At 63.5% G+C, this 14,814-nt stretch carries 14 protein-coding genes; 8 read left to right on the plus strand and 6 right to left on the minus strand.

Translation table 11 applies throughout. The features are described from left to right. Positions 1-57: 57 nt before the first annotated feature. The 4 genes from PPL01S_RS25885 to PPL01S_RS00850 all read right to left on the minus strand — a co-directional run bounded on the left by PPL01S_RS25885 (position 58) and on the right by PPL01S_RS00850 (position 6,192). Positions 58-2,664, minus strand: a complete 2,607-nt coding sequence (locus tag PPL01S_RS25885; protein ID WP_081663535.1) for a M16 family metallopeptidase — start codon at positions 2,662-2,664, stop codon at positions 58-60. Positions 2,665-2,757: 93 nt separating this feature from the next. Further along, a complete protein-coding gene (gene rsmD / locus PPL01S_RS00840) occupies positions 2,758-3,360 on the minus strand; it encodes a 16S rRNA (guanine(966)-N(2))-methyltransferase RsmD (RefSeq protein ID WP_016393349.1) in 603 nt (200 codons plus the stop codon). Beyond that, positions 3,360-4,844, minus strand: a complete 1,485-nt coding sequence (locus tag PPL01S_RS00845) for a M16 family metallopeptidase (RefSeq protein WP_016393350.1) — start codon at positions 4,842-4,844, stop codon at positions 3,360-3,362. Before PPL01S_RS00845 ends, rsmD begins: the two co-directional genes overlap by 1 nt. Further along, positions 4,837-6,192 (minus strand): M16 family metallopeptidase, encoded by a 1,356-nt coding sequence (locus PPL01S_RS00850; protein WP_016393351.1) that lies wholly within the window; start codon positions 6,190-6,192, stop codon positions 4,837-4,839. Before PPL01S_RS00850 ends, PPL01S_RS00845 begins: the two co-directional genes overlap by 8 nt. A 230-nt stretch (positions 6,193-6,422) precedes the next feature. Between PPL01S_RS00850 and ftsY the strand changes: the two genes are divergently transcribed. The 4 genes from ftsY (at position 6,423) to rpoH (ending at position 10,693) form a co-directional block, all read left to right on the plus strand. Next, positions 6,423-8,033 (plus strand): signal recognition particle-docking protein FtsY, encoded by a 1,611-nt coding sequence (ftsY, locus tag PPL01S_RS00855; protein ID WP_016393352.1) that lies wholly within the window; start codon positions 6,423-6,425, stop codon positions 8,031-8,033. Continuing rightward, a complete protein-coding gene (ftsE, locus tag PPL01S_RS00860) occupies positions 8,030-8,701 on the plus strand; it encodes a cell division ATP-binding protein FtsE (RefSeq protein WP_016393353.1) in 672 nt (223 codons plus the stop codon). The genes ftsY and ftsE overlap by 4 nt, the downstream gene beginning before the upstream one ends. Continuing rightward, on the plus strand, positions 8,698-9,726 hold the full coding sequence (ftsX, locus tag PPL01S_RS00865; protein ID WP_016393354.1) for a permease-like cell division protein FtsX: 1,029 nt from the start codon (positions 8,698-8,700) through the stop codon (positions 9,724-9,726). The genes ftsE and ftsX overlap by 4 nt, the downstream gene beginning before the upstream one ends. A gap of 112 nt (positions 9,727-9,838) precedes the next feature. Further along, a complete protein-coding gene (rpoH, locus tag PPL01S_RS00870; protein WP_016393355.1) occupies positions 9,839-10,693 on the plus strand; it encodes an RNA polymerase sigma factor RpoH in 855 nt (284 codons plus the stop codon). A 133-nt stretch (positions 10,694-10,826) separates the two neighbouring features. Here rpoH and mtgA read toward each other — a convergent pair whose 3' ends face one another. Further along, a complete protein-coding gene (gene mtgA / locus PPL01S_RS00875; protein ID WP_016393356.1) occupies positions 10,827-11,537 on the minus strand; it encodes a monofunctional biosynthetic peptidoglycan transglycosylase in 711 nt (236 codons plus the stop codon). A 64-nt stretch (positions 11,538-11,601) separates the two neighbouring features. On the opposite strand from mtgA, the gene PPL01S_RS00880 reads away from it, so the two are divergent. From PPL01S_RS00880 to trmB, 4 genes are all read left to right on the plus strand, one after another. Continuing rightward, entirely contained in the window at positions 11,602-11,973 is a 372-nt protein-coding gene (locus PPL01S_RS00880) for a DUF423 domain-containing protein (protein ID WP_016393357.1), read from the plus strand. Positions 11,974-12,075: 102 nt separating this feature from the next. Continuing rightward, on the plus strand, positions 12,076-12,276 hold the full coding sequence (gene thiS / locus PPL01S_RS00885; protein WP_016393358.1) for a sulfur carrier protein ThiS: 201 nt from the start codon (positions 12,076-12,078) through the stop codon (positions 12,274-12,276). A 53-nt stretch (positions 12,277-12,329) separates the two neighbouring features. After that, on the plus strand, positions 12,330-13,124 hold the full coding sequence (locus PPL01S_RS00890; RefSeq protein ID WP_008092966.1) for a thiazole synthase: 795 nt from the start codon (positions 12,330-12,332) through the stop codon (positions 13,122-13,124). Positions 13,125-13,133: 9 nt separating this feature from the next. Continuing rightward, complete coding sequence (gene trmB, locus PPL01S_RS00895) at positions 13,134-13,856, plus strand: tRNA (guanosine(46)-N7)-methyltransferase TrmB (protein WP_016393359.1); 723 nt, start codon at positions 13,134-13,136, stop codon at positions 13,854-13,856. A 630-nt stretch (positions 13,857-14,486) separates the two neighbouring features. Here trmB and PPL01S_RS00900 read toward each other — a convergent pair. Beyond that, positions 14,487-14,813, minus strand: coding sequence for a DUF3392 domain-containing protein (locus PPL01S_RS00900; RefSeq protein ID WP_016393360.1), 327 nt, complete (start codon positions 14,811-14,813; stop codon positions 14,487-14,489). Position 14,814: the final 1 nt, after the last annotated feature.

A 14,814-nucleotide genomic window follows, 5' to 3' on the forward strand; every position in this document is an offset into this window, starting at 1 on the left:
GGGCGACTCGTGTTGTGCCTGCCTAGAGTGCCATGAAACACCGCCACTGTACCTGCGCTATTGGTCGGCAGTCGGTCCGACGCTGACGATGAGTGTTCGAGAAGGATCCACATGGGACTTGAACGCCGCGTGTGCCATTTCCGGGGTCACGGCCAACAGCTGGTCAATGTAAGTGGGCAATGCGTCGGCAGGCAGCCCGAGATGGCCGTGCTCGGCGATGAGCTTCGCCAGTGCCCCGTTCCTCGCCAATTTGCGCCGCAGCTCACCAAGCACGGCTTGCCGGGCCAGATCAAGTTCGGCAGCACTTGGGCCTTCGCTCATGTAGGTGTGGAGTACCTCCTCGACCTGCTTCTGTGAAGCTTCCTGCAGGCCCGCAGCGACTTCCCACTCGATGTAGAGCAGTTTGTTCAACGATGAAAGCCCGGAGGTGATCGAATAGGTCAGTCCCTGGCGTTGGCGCAGCCGAGTGTAAAGACGTGAATCGATGCCTTCCCCGAGCACGTGATTGGCCAGGAGCAGGGCCGGGTGGTCAGGATCGCCGGGTATTGCAGTTGCCGGCATCAGCATCAACAGCGTATCGCTGAGGCCCTTGTGCTCCAGGGCAAGGTGGGCACTTTCGAACGCGGGCAGGTGTGCCGGCTTCGTGGAGGCCCAGTGCTGCGGCAGAGCCTGGCAAATCCTCTGGCAAAGTGCCTCGGCCTCGTTGCGTGTCAGGTCGCCAACCAGCGAAATCTGCAGATTGTTCGCCGAATAGGCTTTCTGGTGAAAATCCGCCAGGTCTTGCGTGGAGATCGCCTCGATCCCTTCGGCCGTTCCCCGTACGGGCGCACCATAGGGATGATTGCCGTACAGGTGGGCGAACGCTGCCTGGCGGGCTCGCAGTATCGGATATGCCTGCTGGTGCCTGTTGGACGCCAGCAGGTTGGCCTTGAGTGCAATCAGCTGCGCCGCATTCATGGCCGGTCGTGCAACCATGTCGGTAATCAGGTCGACGGCAGGTTCCAGTACCGACCCTTTCATGCTGCGCAAGCTGATGATCGCCCGATCGATCTTGATGTCTTTCCTGTAGATCGCGCCAAGTTGCTCGATGTGCTCGGCAAATTGTCCTGCATCCAGGCCATGGGTGCCTTCATCGAGCATGAACAACGTCAGCGCGGCGAGCCCGGGTTTGCCCGCGTCCAGCCGGCTGCCGGCATCGAAGCTGAGGACAAGGTCGACCATGGGCACGCCGTGCGCCTGGACCAATCTGACATGCGCGCCTTCGTCGGTTTGCCAGGCTTGCACTGCGGGTGCGGCCAACACGGTCCTTGTCAGGTCGAGTCCTTGCAGAGAGCCCAGGGCCGGCTGGCTATCATCCCGGATGATTTCGGCTGCAGGTGTCGGATTTGCTGGCTCGTCTTGCAGGTAGGTGATGGTCAGGCGTTCGTGATTGAGGAACTCGTGCGCCGCGGCACGCACGTCTTCGGCGGTGACCTGCTCGATTTCCTGGGGTTGCTGATCGATCAGGCGTGGATCGACGCCGGTCACCGCATGCCAGCCAATCGCTTGCGCTTGCTTGGCAATGTCGTCGCGATCGAATACCAGGCCCGCCAGCAAGCGGTTCTTTGCCCGCGTGAGTTCCTCTGCGCTTGGCGCACTGGAACGCAAGCGCTCGATTTCCTGCAGGACTGCCTCAGCTGCCGATTGCGTCGTCGCTTTTTCGAGGTTGGCAGCCAACTCGAACGTCAGCAGGCTGTCGCCACGCTGCAAGGGTTGATAGTCCGCATGGACATGCAGCAGCAGCGCTTCGTCCCGCACCTTGCGCAAGTACAAACGTGAGCTGCTGCCATTGGCCAGGAGCTGGGGAATCAAGCGCAGGGCCTGTGCCTGTGAGGGGCTGGCGGCAGTGGCCAGACTCGGGGTGTTGAAAGCCAGGATGGCGCCCGGCCGAAGGCCCGGCGCCGCGATGGTCTGGCAACGGTGCCTGAAGTGCGTGTTGCGCTGCGCAGTCCAGCGTTCGGGCAGGCTGGCGCGGGCAATCGAGCCGAAGTGGCGTTCGACCAGCGTGCGCACGGTTTGCAGGTCGCTGTCGCCAACCACGACCAGCGTGGCGTTGTTGGGCTGATACCAATCCTTGTACCAGGCGCGCACGGCAGCGATGTCCAGGTGCTCGAGGTCAGCCGGATGGCCTATCGTCGGCGTGGCGTAGGGAGAACGGCTGTTGGCGAGCATCGTCGAGCGTTCCCGGGCCAGGCTCAGCGGGATATTGGCGACGTGCTCGCGGCGTTCGGCCTTGACCACCTCCAGCTCGCGGGCAAAGACCGCTTCGCCCAAGGTGGCGCTGACCATGGAGTCGGCCATGATTTCCAGCACCACCTCAAGGCGATCTGCCGGTAGCGTCACCGGGAAGAAGGTGGCGTCAGGTGCCGTGAACGCATTCGGATCACCCCCCAGGCGGGTCATCATCTTGCTGTACTGGCCAGGGGCAAGCTTGCTGCTGCCCTCGAACATCAGGTGCTCGACCAGGTGACAAAGGCCGGACTGCCCCGTCGCCTCCTGACTCGATCCGACGTGATACCAAAGCTGGACGGACGCCAGTGGTGCCCGATGGTCTTCACGCAGGTAGACCGCAAGGCCGTTGTCGAGTGTGAAGTGCTGTAGCGGTGAGGAAGCATTTGTGTGCATGAACGAAGTGCTCCGGTGGGTTATGAACCGGAGCAGCTTCGGTTAGTCGCAAGGCCTGTCTGTGTTACTTACGTCTCCCGGCAAGCCATTGAGTCAGCCCCTTTGCCAGAGGGCGTAGTACACCTGGCCGGTTTTCTTTTCCCGGTGCAGGTGCCAGTTGCCGGGCAACTGCAGCGTCGATGGCGCCGCTTCGCTTTCGGTGTAGATCCAGGCCTGTTCGCGCAGCCACTGGTTCTGCTCCAGCAGGTTGCAGGTGTTGGCCAGCAGGTCCTGGTGGAACGGCGGGTCGAGGAAGACCACGTCGAACTGTTGCTTGGCCGGGCCTTGCAGGTAACGCAGGGCGTCGGTCTGCAGGATCTGCCCACGCGGGCAGCGCAGCAGTTCCAGGTTGTTCTTCAGGTTGCCGATCGCTGCCGGGTTGCTGTCCAGTGCCACGGCATCCTCGGCGCCGCGGGACAGCGCCTCCAGCACCAGGGCGCCGCTGCCGGTGAAGGCATCCAGCACCCGGGCGCCTTCGATGTAGGGCGCCAGCCAGTTGAACAGGGTTTCGCGCACACGGTCGGGCGTCGGTCGCAGCCCTTCGCCTTCAGGTACCGCCAGGCGGCGGCTGCGCCACTCGCCGGCGATGATGCGCAGGTGACCCTGGCCCTTGCTTTGGCCCGGCTGCGGGCGGGCAGGAGGGGTGGATCTAGGCATTAGTGCTCCGGTACGCCAAGCGGTTGCTCGGCGGGTTTGTCTGTGGGGGCTGGCAGTGGCTTCTGCGGCACACTCGGGCCAACGGTGACGATCACCAGCTTGTCGGCTGCCAGGTGCTTGTTCATGGCGTCCTTGACCTGCTCGACGGTCAGCGCCTGGGACTGCTGCATGAAGTCTTCCAGCCAGGTCAGCGGCAGGTTGTAGAAGCCGATGGCGCCCAGTTGGCCGACGATGCTGCCGTTGCTGGCGTTGGACAGCGGGAAGCTGCCTGCCAGCTCGCGCTTGGCATCGTCCAGCTCTTGCTGGGTCGGGCCGCTTTTCAGGTAGTCGGCAAGAATACCTTCAACCAGCTTCAATGTGCCTTCGCTGAGTTCGGCGCGGGTCTGCAGGTTGATCATGAACGGGCCGCGTACCTGCATCGGGCTGAAGACCGAGTACACGCCATAGGTCAGGCCGCGCTTTTCCCGTACTTCGCTCATCAGGCGGGTGCCGAAAGCGCCACCGCCGAGAATCTGGTTGCCCAGCGACAGGGCAGGCCAGTCCGGGTCCTGGCGGTCGATGCCGAGCTCGGCGAGCATCAGGTGCGTCTGCTTGCTCGGGAAGTCGATGTGGGTGATGCCTGCCTTGGGTTCGACCGGCTGGGCGGGTTTCGCCAGCGCCGGACCTTTGGGCAGGGCGGCGGACACCTGGGCAGCGACGGCTTCGGCTTCCTCGCGGCTGAGGTCGCCGACCAGGGCGATCACGGCGTTGCCAGCGGCATAGGCCTTGGCGTGGAAGGCGCGCAGTTGCTCCAGGGTGATGCCCGGGATGCTTTCGGCACTGCCATCGCTGGGCTGGCCGTAGGGATGGTTGCCATAGAGATTGGCGAACAGCGCCTTGCCAGCGATCTTGCCAGGGTTCTGCTTGTCGTACTCGAAACCGGCCAGCAGCTGGTTCTTGATGCGTTTGAGCGCGTCCTCCGGGAAGGTCGGCTTGCCGGCCACCTCGGCGAACAGCTTGAGCGCGGGCTCGCGCTTGTCCTTGACGCTCAGGCTGCGCAGCGAGGCCACGGCCATGTCGCGGTAGGAGCCGTTGCCAAAGTCAGCACCGAGGCCCTCGAAGCCTTCGGCGATGGCGGTCACGTCCTTGCCGGCCACGCCCTCATTGAGCATGGCGTTGGTCAGGGCGGCCAGGCCCGGCGTGTTGCCGTCCTGGCTGCTGCCGGCGGCGAAGGTCACGCGCAGGTCGAACATCGGCAGCTCGCGGGCCTCGACGAACAGTACCCGGGCACCTTCGGCGGTGGTCCAGTTCTGGATGTTCAGCTGGCGCCGGCTCGGCGCCTTGCCATCCAGCTCGGCCAGCGATTGCAGGGTGTTGGCCGGGCGCGCTGCAGTGCTGTCGGCCTCGGAATGGGCCGGGCGGGCGAGGACCGCGGCCACGGCCACCACCAGTGCGATGATGCCTGTGCCGATCAGGGTGTAGCGTGGTGCGCTGCGATCACTCATGAGCGGACTCCTCGGGCAGTACATGGGCAACGCTCAGGCGTTCGCGGGTGAAGTAGGTGCGTGCGGCGTTCTGGATGTCCTCGGGGGTGACGCGCTTGAGTTCGTCCAGCTCGCTGTCGATCAGCTTCCAGGACAGGCCGACGGTTTCCAGCTGGCCAATGGTGGTGGCCTGGCTGCTGATCGAGTCACGGTCGTAGACCAGACCGGCGATCACCTGGGCGCGCACGCGCTCCAGCTCTTCGGCGCTGGGCGGGGTGGTCTTGAGCTCTTCGAGCAGTTGCCAGACGCCTTTCTCGACATCGGCCAGGGTCTTCTGCTTCTGCACGTTCGGCGTGGCCGAGATGAGGAACAGGCTGTCACCACGGGTAAAGGCGTTGTAGCTGGACGAAGCACCGGCCACCAGTTCCTGGCCACGCTCCAGGCGTGCCGGCAGGCGGGCACTGTAGCCGCCGTCGAGCAGCGCCGAGATCAGGCGCAGGGCTTGCACGGTGCGCGGGTCCTTGGCCGTGGCCAGGCCAGGTGCGTTGAAGCCGTAGATCAGGCTCGGCAGTTGGGTGCGCACGTGCAGGGTCAGCTGGCGCAGGCCCGGTTCGGCGAGTTCGAGCGGCAGCTTGGCCGGCGGCACGCTGCGCTTGGGGATGGCACCGAAGTACTTCTGCGCGAGGCCCTTGACCTCGTCGGCGGTGACATCGCCGACCACCACCAGGGTCGCGTTGTTCGGCGCATACCAGGACTCGTACCAATGGCGCAGCTCCTCGACCTTCATGCGTTCGAGGTCAGCCATCCAGCCGATGGTCGGCGTGTGGTAGCCACTGGCCGGAAAAGCCATGGCGCGGAACAGCTCGAAAGCTTTCGAACTGGGCTGATCGTCGGTGCGCAGGCGGCGCTCCTCCTTGATCACCTCGATTTCGCGGGCGAATTCGTCGGCCGGCAGGCGCAGGCTGGCCAGGCGGTCGGCCTCGAGCTCGAAGGCCACCGGCAGGCGGTCGCGGGCCAGCACCTGGTAATAGGCGGTGTAGTCGTCGCTGGTGAAGGCATTCTCTTCCGCGCCGAGGTCGCGCAGGATGCGCGAGGCCTCGCCGGGGCCGATCTTGGCGCTACCCTTGAACATCATGTGCTCGAGGGCGTGGGACAAGCCGGTCTGGCCCGGCGTCTCGTAGCTGGAGCCGACCTTGTACCAGATCTGTGAAACGACCACCGGCGCGCGGTGATCCTCCCGCACGACCACCTTGAGGCCGTTGTCGAGGATGAACTCGTGGGTAGGTTGCACATCGGCGGCGAAGGCCATCAGTGGCAGGCAGAGCGTGCTGAACAACAGGCCAGCGGCGCGGCGGGCTAGAGCATTCATACGGAGATTAACCTGTTCGGCGGCCCGCTGGTTTAGCGTCGGCGGGCCAGGAGGTGCTAGGATACTGATCCGGTTGCCTGGCGACCATGCCTGTCGCCGTTCTGGCCTCCAGGCCTATATAGACAAACATTGCGCATGAACCAGCCGGATTCAAAATAGTCTGTTCTGCGTTTAGAGAATTCCCGATGCGCCACTGCTGGCCCATCGCTACCCTGAGATAGCCGTCTTCCATGTTTGGTTCCAACGACGACAAAAAAGCGCCGGCCGAGGCTGGCGAGAAAAAAGGCCTGTTCAGCTGGTTTCGCAAGAAGCCGCAGCAACCTGTCGCCGAACAGCCACCCGTAGCTGATGCTCAAGCTGCCGAGCCCGTAGTTGCGCAGCCCACCGTCGAGCAGCCCGCAGCCGCTCCGGCAGAGCCGCCGGTTGCCCAGGCCCCTGAGGCGCCTGCTGTCGCCGAGGCACCGCGTGGTGCCGAGCCGGAACCGGTCGCGGTTGTCGAGCCTGAACCGATCGCGATTGCTGAACCTGAGCCGCTCGCGGTCCCTGAGCCTGAGCCAGCCATCATCCCTGAGCCGGCCGCCCCCCTTGAGCCTGTACCGCAGGCCCCTGTGGGCGCCGGCTTGCCCGCGCAAGCGGCACCTGTCCAGGTACAGGTCGAGACCCCGGCACCGGTCGTTGTGGTCCCGGAAATCCCGGTTGCCCCTCCGGTCGAGCCTCCCGTCAGCAACCTGGTCCTGCCGGTTGCCGAGGAACCTGTCGCGCTGGTGCCGGACCTCGAGCCCAAGGCGCCGCCGGCGATCCCCGAGCGTCCTGCGCCGGAGCCCGTCGCTGTCGTAGCCCCAGCCCCGGCAGTGGTCGAGCCCGAGCCAACCCCGGTGGTTGCAGCGTCTGCCACCGCCGAACAGGCCAAGCCCGGTTTCTTCGCCCGCCTCAAGCAAGGGCTGTCGAAGACCAGTGCCAGCATCGGCGAAGGCATGGCCAGCCTGTTCCTGGGCAAGAAAGTCATCGACGACGACCTGCTCGACGACATCGAGACCCGTCTGCTGACAGCCGACGTCGGCGTGGAAGCCACCTCGGCCATCGTCCAGAACCTGACCCAGAAGGTCGCCCGCAAGCAACTGGCCGACGCTGACGCCCTCTTCAAGTCGCTGCAGGAAGAACTGGCCGCATTGCTGCGCCCGGTCGAGCAGCCGCTGAAAGTCGAAGCAACCAACAAGCCTTACGTCATCCTCGTGGTAGGCGTGAACGGCGCTGGCAAGACCACCACCATCGGCAAGCTGGCCAAGAAGCTGCAGCTCGAGGGCAAGAAGGTCATGCTGGCTGCGGGTGACACTTTCCGTGCCGCCGCCGTCGAGCAGCTGCAGGTGTGGGGCGAGCGCAACCACATCCCGGTGATTGCCCAGCACACCGGCGCCGACTCCGCTTCGGTGATCTTCGATGCCGTGCAGGCCGCCAAGGCCCGTGGCGTCGATGTGCTGATCGCCGACACCGCCGGTCGCCTGCACACCAAGGACAACTTGATGGAAGAGCTGAAGAAGGTCCGTCGGGTGATCGGCAAGCTCGATGCCGAGGCGCCGCACGAGGTGCTGCTGGTACTCGACGCCGGTACCGGGCAGAACGCCATCAGCCAGGCCAAGTACTTCAACCAGAGCGTCGAGCTGACCGGCCTGGCCCTGACCAAGCTGGACGGCACCGCCAAGGGCGGCGTGATCTTCGCCCTGGCCAAGCAGTTCAACATCCCGATCCGCTTCATCGGTGTCGGTGAAGGCATTGACGACCTGCGCACCTTTGAAGCCGAGCCGTTCGTCAAGGCTCTGTTTGCCGAGCGAGAGCATCCATGATCCGATTCGAACAGGTTGCCAAGCGCTATCCCAACGGCCATGTCGGCTTGCATGAGCTGAGTTTCCGGGCGCGCCGGGGCGAATTCCTGTTCGTCACCGGCCATTCCGGTGCCGGCAAGAGCACCTTGCTGCGCCTGCTGCTGGCCATGGAACGACCGACCAGCGGCAAGCTGCTGCTGGCCGGGCAGGACCTGGGGCAGATCAGCAATGCGCAGATCCCCTTCCTGCGCCGGCAGATCGGGGTGGTGTTCCAGAACCATCAGCTGCTGTTCGACCGCACGGTGTTCAACAACATTGCCTTGCCGCTGCAGATTCTCGGGCTGTCCAAGGCCGAGATCGCCAAGCGTGTGGACTCGGCCCTGGAGCGGGTCTCGCTGTCCGACAAGGGCGACCTGTTCCCGGCCGACCTGTCCACGGGGCAGCAGCAGCGGGTCGGTATCGCCCGTGCCATCGTGCACCAGCCAGCCTTGCTGTTGGCCGACGAACCCACCGGTAACCTTGACCCGCGCCTGGCCGCGGAAATCATGGGCGTGTTCGAAGACATCAACCGGCTGGGCACCACGGTATTGATTGCCAGCCACGACCTGGCACTGATCGCGCGCATGCGCCACCGCATGCTGACCTTGCAGCGCGGCCGTCTGATCGGCGATGGGGAGGCCGGGCAATGAGCAATGCACGTACACCAAAAGTCTCCGAACGGGTGGCGCCGAAGGCTGCCGACGTGCAGCCCGCGAAGAAAAAGCGCGGCGAACATGACGATGACGGTCCGGACTTCCGTACCCTCTTGCAGGCCTGGCTGGAAAGCCACCGCGCCAGCCTGGCCGATAGCCTGCGGCGCCTGGGCAAGCAGCCGATCGGCAGCTTCTTCACCTGTCTGGTGATGGCGGTCGCCTTGAGCATGCCCATGGGCTTGTCGCTGTTGCTGAAGAACGTCGAGAAGCTGGGCGGCTCCTGGCAGCGCGCGGCGCAGATATCGCTGTACCTGAAGCTCGACGCGAGCAGCAAGGAAGGCGAGGCCCTGCGCGAAGAGATCAAGGGCATGCCGGGTGTGGCGGATGCCCAGTACGTCAGTCGCGAGCAGGCACTCGAGGAGTTCCAGCAGCAGTCCGGACTGGGCGAAGCCCTGCGCGAGCTGCCTGACAACCCCTTGCCAGGCGTGGTGGTGGTGACACCGACCGAAGTCGACAAGCCGGCACTCGATGCGTTGCGCCAACGCCTGTCGGAACTGCCGCGGGTGGAGAATGCGCAACTTGACCTGGTGTGGGTCGAGCGCCTGGCGGCGATCCTCAAACTGGGCGACCGGTTCGTGTTCGGGCTCGCGGTCATGCTGATTTCGGCCTTGCTGTTAGTAATCGGTAACACAATTCGTCTACATATTGAAAACCGCCGGGTCGAGATCGAGGTGATCAAGCTGGTAGGTGGCACCGACAGCTACGTACGGCGGCCATTCCTGTACATGGGGGCCTTGTACGGCCTGGGTGCGGGCGTGCTGGCCTGGGGTATCCTGGCGTTTGGCCTGAACTGGCTGAACGAGGCCGTGGTAGGGCTTTCCGGGCTGTATGACAGCGACTTCGCCCTGGCCGGGGTGCCGGCAGCCGATGGTCTGTCGCTCTTGATCGGGGCGGTGCTGTTGGGGTATATCGGTGCATGGATCGCGGTGGCCCGTCACTTGAACGAACTGGCACCACGATAGTTTTTTCTGTGCCAGCATTGACATTTTTTTCATTTTGGAACTTGTACCGTCGTTCCGGGTCAATGTTGGCAGCGCCCACAAGGTGCGAGTTTTGTAAGTCGGAGGTTCTTGAATGACCACATCGTTGCAACCTGCCTATGCCCTGGTTCCTGGTGCAAACCTGGAAGCCTACGTGCACACGGTCAACAGCATCCCGCTGCTGTCTGTCGAGCAGGAGCGTGATCTGGCCGAGCGTCTCTACTATGAGCAGGATCTCGAGGCCGCTCGGCAAATGGTGATGGCCCACCTGCGTTTCGTCGTACATATCGCGCGTAGCTATGCAGGCTACGGGCTGGCCCAGGCCGACCTGATCCAGGAAGGCAACGTCGGCCTGATGAAGGCAGTCAAGCGCTTCAACCCGGAAATGGGTGTGCGCCTGGTGTCCTTCGCCGTGCACTGGATCAAGGCAGAAATTCACGAGTTCATCCTGCGCAACTGGCGCATCGTCAAGGTGGCCACCACCAAGGCCCAGCGCAAGCTGTTCTTCAACCTGCGCAGCCAGAAGAAGCGTCTGGCCTGGCTGAACAATGACGAAGTACATCGCGTGGCGGAAAGCCTTGGCGTCGAGCCACGTGAAGTGCGCGAGATGGAAAGCCGCCTGAGCGGCCAGGACATGGCCTTCGACCCGGCAGCCGAAGCGGATGACGACAGCGCCTTCCAGTCGCCTGCGCACTACCTGGAAGACCATCGCTACGACCCGGCCGTGCAGCTCGAAGACGCCGACTGGAGCGACAACTCCACCAGCAACCTGCATGTAGCACTGCAAGGGCTGGATGACCGCAGCCGTGACATCCTCTACCAGCGCTGGTTGGCCGAGGAAAAAGCGACTTTGCATGAGCTGGCGGACAAGTACAGCGTTTCGGCCGAGCGTATTCGTCAGCTGGAGAAGAACGCGATGAACAAGGTCAAGGCGTTGATTGCCATCTGACCACTGCTTGGCTGTACTGAGAAGCCGCTGGCCTGAAGAGGGTTGGCGGCTTTTCTATTTGCATGGGCTTTACTGGCCCTATCGCCGCGGTTCGTCGCCACGGCGATAGGGCCAGAACAATCAGAAAATCAGCTCAAGGCCTGCGCGAAGCATTCAACTGCACCAGGTAGCTCGGCCCGCCCAGCTGGCTCATCTGCCGGCGAATCCAGCCTGCCCGGCTGGCCACATAGGCGCTTGGTTTGCTGGCGCTCCACTTGATCGGGCTGGGCAGCACGGCAGCCAATTGCGCCGCCTGCTGTCGATTCAGCCGGCTGGCATCGATGCCGAAGTGATAGCGCGCTGCAGCCTGGGCGCCGAAAACCCCTTTGCCCCACTCTGCACTGTTCAGGTAGACCTCGAGGATGCGCTCCTTCGACCACAACAGTTCGATCAGCGCCGTGAACCAGGCTTCCAGACCCTTGCGCAACCAGCTGCGCCCGGACCACAGGAACAGGTTCTTGGCCACCTGTTGGGTCAGCGTGCTGGCGCCGCGAATGCTGCCACCGCGCTCGTTGAAGGCCAGCGCGGCCTGGATGGCCGGGATGTCGAAGCCCCAGTGATAGGCGAATTTCTGGTCCTCTCCGGCGATGACCGCGACCTTGAGTTCGTCGGAGATGTTCTCCCACGGTTCCCAGTCGCGCTGCAGGTCGATCGATTCGCCGCTTACCCACGACTGCACCTTGCGCTCCACCATCAACGCCGTGCCAGGTGGCGGCACCCAGCGAAACACCAGCACCAGCACGATGCTGCCGGCAGCGAACCAGAGCAGGGCGCGGGCGAAGCGGCGAATGAGGGATGAAAGCATGGTGATGGCTTGGCCGGACCAGTGGAAGGGGCCATTATACAGACCCGATCCAAGGAGTCGTCCCATGCTTCGCAGCTTCCTGATGCTCGCCGCCTTTTTTGGTTTTACCGGTGTCGCCTTGGGCGCGTTCGCCGCGCACGGGTTGAAAAACCGCCTGTCAGCCGACTACCTGGCGATCTTTCAGACCGGTGTCACCTACCAGTTGGTGCATGCCCTGGCGATCTTCGGTGTGGCGGTGCTGGCAGCGCATCTGCCGGGGCGACTGGTGGGCTGGGCAGGCGGCCTGTTCGCCCTGGGCATCGTGCTGTTCTCGGGCAGCCTGTACCTGCTGACCCTCAGCAGCATTGGCAAGTTGGGCATCATCACCCCGATTGGCGGCCTGTGCTTCCTTGCCGGTTGGTTGTGCCTGGGGCTGGCAGCCTGGCGCCTGGGCTGACCAAACGGTCCACAATCGCGACTAATGGCGCCCGCCACCCTTGGGTAAACGCGTTGATCGGCGCTAGAATGCGGGCCCCAAAGAACAATGGTGGCCGTGCGCATGCGCATTCAACTGAACGGTGAACCTTACGAAGTGCCCGCTGGCGAAAGCGTCGCGGCCTTGCTGACGCGCCTGGAACTGACCGGGCGCCGGGTCGCGGTGGAACTCAACCTGGACATCGTGCCACGTAGCCAGCACGACAGCACGCAGCTGAGCGAAGGCGACCAGGTCGAAGTGGTCCACGCCATCGGTGGCGGTTGATTCCGTCCCGGCGATTAACCTGCAGCCCAGCAACCTTTTCCCGAGGAACAACGATGAGCAACGTTCGTAGCGACAAGCCCTTTACCCTGGCCGGACGCACTTTCCAGTCGCGCCTGCTGGTCGGCACCGGCAAGTACCGTGACATGGAAGAAACCCGCCTGGCCATCGAGGCCTCGGGTGCTGAAATCGTCACCGTCGCCGTGCGCCGCACCAACCTCGGCCAGAACCCAGGCGAGCCGAACCTGCTCGACGTGTTGCCGCCGGATCGCTACACCATCCTGCCGAACACCGCCGGCTGCTATGACGCGGTCGAAGCCGTGCGCACCTGTCGCCTGGCCCGTGAGCTGCTCGATGGCCACAACCTGGTCAAGCTGGAAGTTTTGGCCGACCAGAAAACCCTGTTCCCCAACGTGATCGAAACCCTCAAGGCTGCCGAAGTGCTGGTCAAGGACGGTTTCGACGTGATGGTCTACACCAGCGATGACCCGATCATTGCCCGTCAGCTGGCCGAAGCCGGCTGCATTGCGGTGATGCCGCTGGCCGGCCTGATCGGCACCGGCCTGGGTATCTGCAACCCGTACAACCTGCAGATCATCCTGGAAGAGTCCAAGGTGCCGGTGCTGGTCGACGCCGGTGTAGGTACCGCCTCCGATGCCACCATCGCCATGGAAATGGGCTGCGAAGCCGTGCTGATGAACTCGGCCATCGCCCACGCCCAGCAGCCGGTGCTGATGGCCGAGGCCATGAAGCACGCCATCGTTGCCGGCCGCATGGCCTACCTGGCCGGGCGCATGCCGAAGAAACTCTATGCCAGCGCCTCTTCGCCGCTGGATGGTCTGATCAAGTAAGAGCCCCCGATGACTGAACCGCAAGATACGCCGACCACCCCTGACGGCGAAGCGCGCCCTCACCGCCGCATCAAGAGCTTCGTGATGCGCGCAGGGCGCATGACCGAAGGCCAGCAACGCGGCCTGGACCAGGGCGGCCCGCTGTACATCCTGCCGCTGGCCGACAGCCCGGTGGACTACGACCAGGTGTTTGGCCGTTCGGCGCCACGTACCCTGGAGATCGGTTTCGGCATGGGGCATTCCCTGCTGGAGATGGCCGCCGCCGCGCCGGAGCTGGACTTCATCGGTGTCGAAGTGCACCGTCCGGGTGTAGGCGCACTGCTCAACGGCGTGCTGACCCAGGGTCTGAAGAACCTGCGGGTATACGATTGCGACGCCATCGAAGTGCTCAACCGCTGCGTGGCCGACAACAGCCTCGACCGCTTGATGCTGTTCTTCCCCGACCCGTGGCACAAGGCGCGCCATCACAAGCGCCGCATCGTGCAGCTGGCGTTTGCCGAGCTGGTACGGCGCAAGCTCAAGCCGGGCGGCGTGTTCCACATGGCGACCGACTGGGAGCCGTATGCCGAGTACATGCTGGAAGTGATGAGCGCTGCGCCGGGTTACCGTAACCAGGCGGCGGATGGGGCCTACGTGCCGCGTCCGGAAGAACGGCCGATCACCAAGTTCGAGCGCCGTGGTGAGCGCTTGGGGCATGGCGTCTGGGATCTGAAGTTCGAGAAGGTGGACTGATTGGCTGTTTGAGCCCGTCGTGCCGCGAGAGCCTGCAGAAATGCAGGCGAAAAAAAACCGCCTTGAGAAGGGCGGTTTTTTTATTGAAGCGAAAAGGTTGAGAGCCATTCGCTTCGGACTTTCACTGAAAGATCCACACGGTGTCGAGATCATAGGTAGCGTCAGGCGATGCGTCAATGTCCCGAAACATGTCGCATTACGTGTGTCGGCGCTGTTAACAGTCTAAAAGCGCCAATCGCAGTATCAGTGCGCCGCTCACGTGTGGAGCTGTTCAGTGATGGGCCGGTTAGAAGAAGAATTTTGCTTTCCGGCCCCTTCGACACGGCTTGAGAACCGTGCCGGTGATTGCTTTCGAAGGGCCATTAGCCCGGCCACTTCACTGAAAGATCCACACGATTTTTCGAAGGCATCGAAGTACCGGTTAGATGCTGGAAGATTGGCCCGCCAACACGGAGGCCATGGCATATGAAGCGTCTGCTTGATGCGCTGAGCCGCGTTTGGAAACTCATCCGGATCTTGTTTGTACTCAAGACCGTTCGGGACTTCATGCGCGATCACTTCGACGATACCCAGTAAGGGCTAGTCAGGTGGTAGGGCTGCCCTGGTTCTCCGGGGCAGTTTTTAGCAATCTCACCCCCGCCGATCGGCCACCACGCCAATCAACACCAGTACCACCAACAACACCGGTGCCAGCGCATAGTTGTTGAACTGGCTCAGCCCCTTCACCACCCAAGGCGTGGCATAGATCAACGCCGCACCGCTGCCGATCATCACCAGCAGGGCCATGAACGGCACGCGCAGGGCGCCTGCCAGGCCGCCCAGGCGTTGTTCCACCCAGGCCTTGATATCGGTGCCGAACAGCACCAGCAGGCAGCCTACCAGGGCCAGGGAAATCTCCGACAGGTTGCTACGGCTCCAGCGGGAAACCGTGGCCAGCAGATCAAGTACCAGATCCATG

It is taken from the genome of Pseudomonas plecoglossicida NBRC 103162 = DSM 15088 (genome assembly GCF_000730665.1).
GTDB lineage: Bacteria > Pseudomonadota > Gammaproteobacteria > Pseudomonadales > Pseudomonadaceae > Aquipseudomonas > Aquipseudomonas plecoglossicida.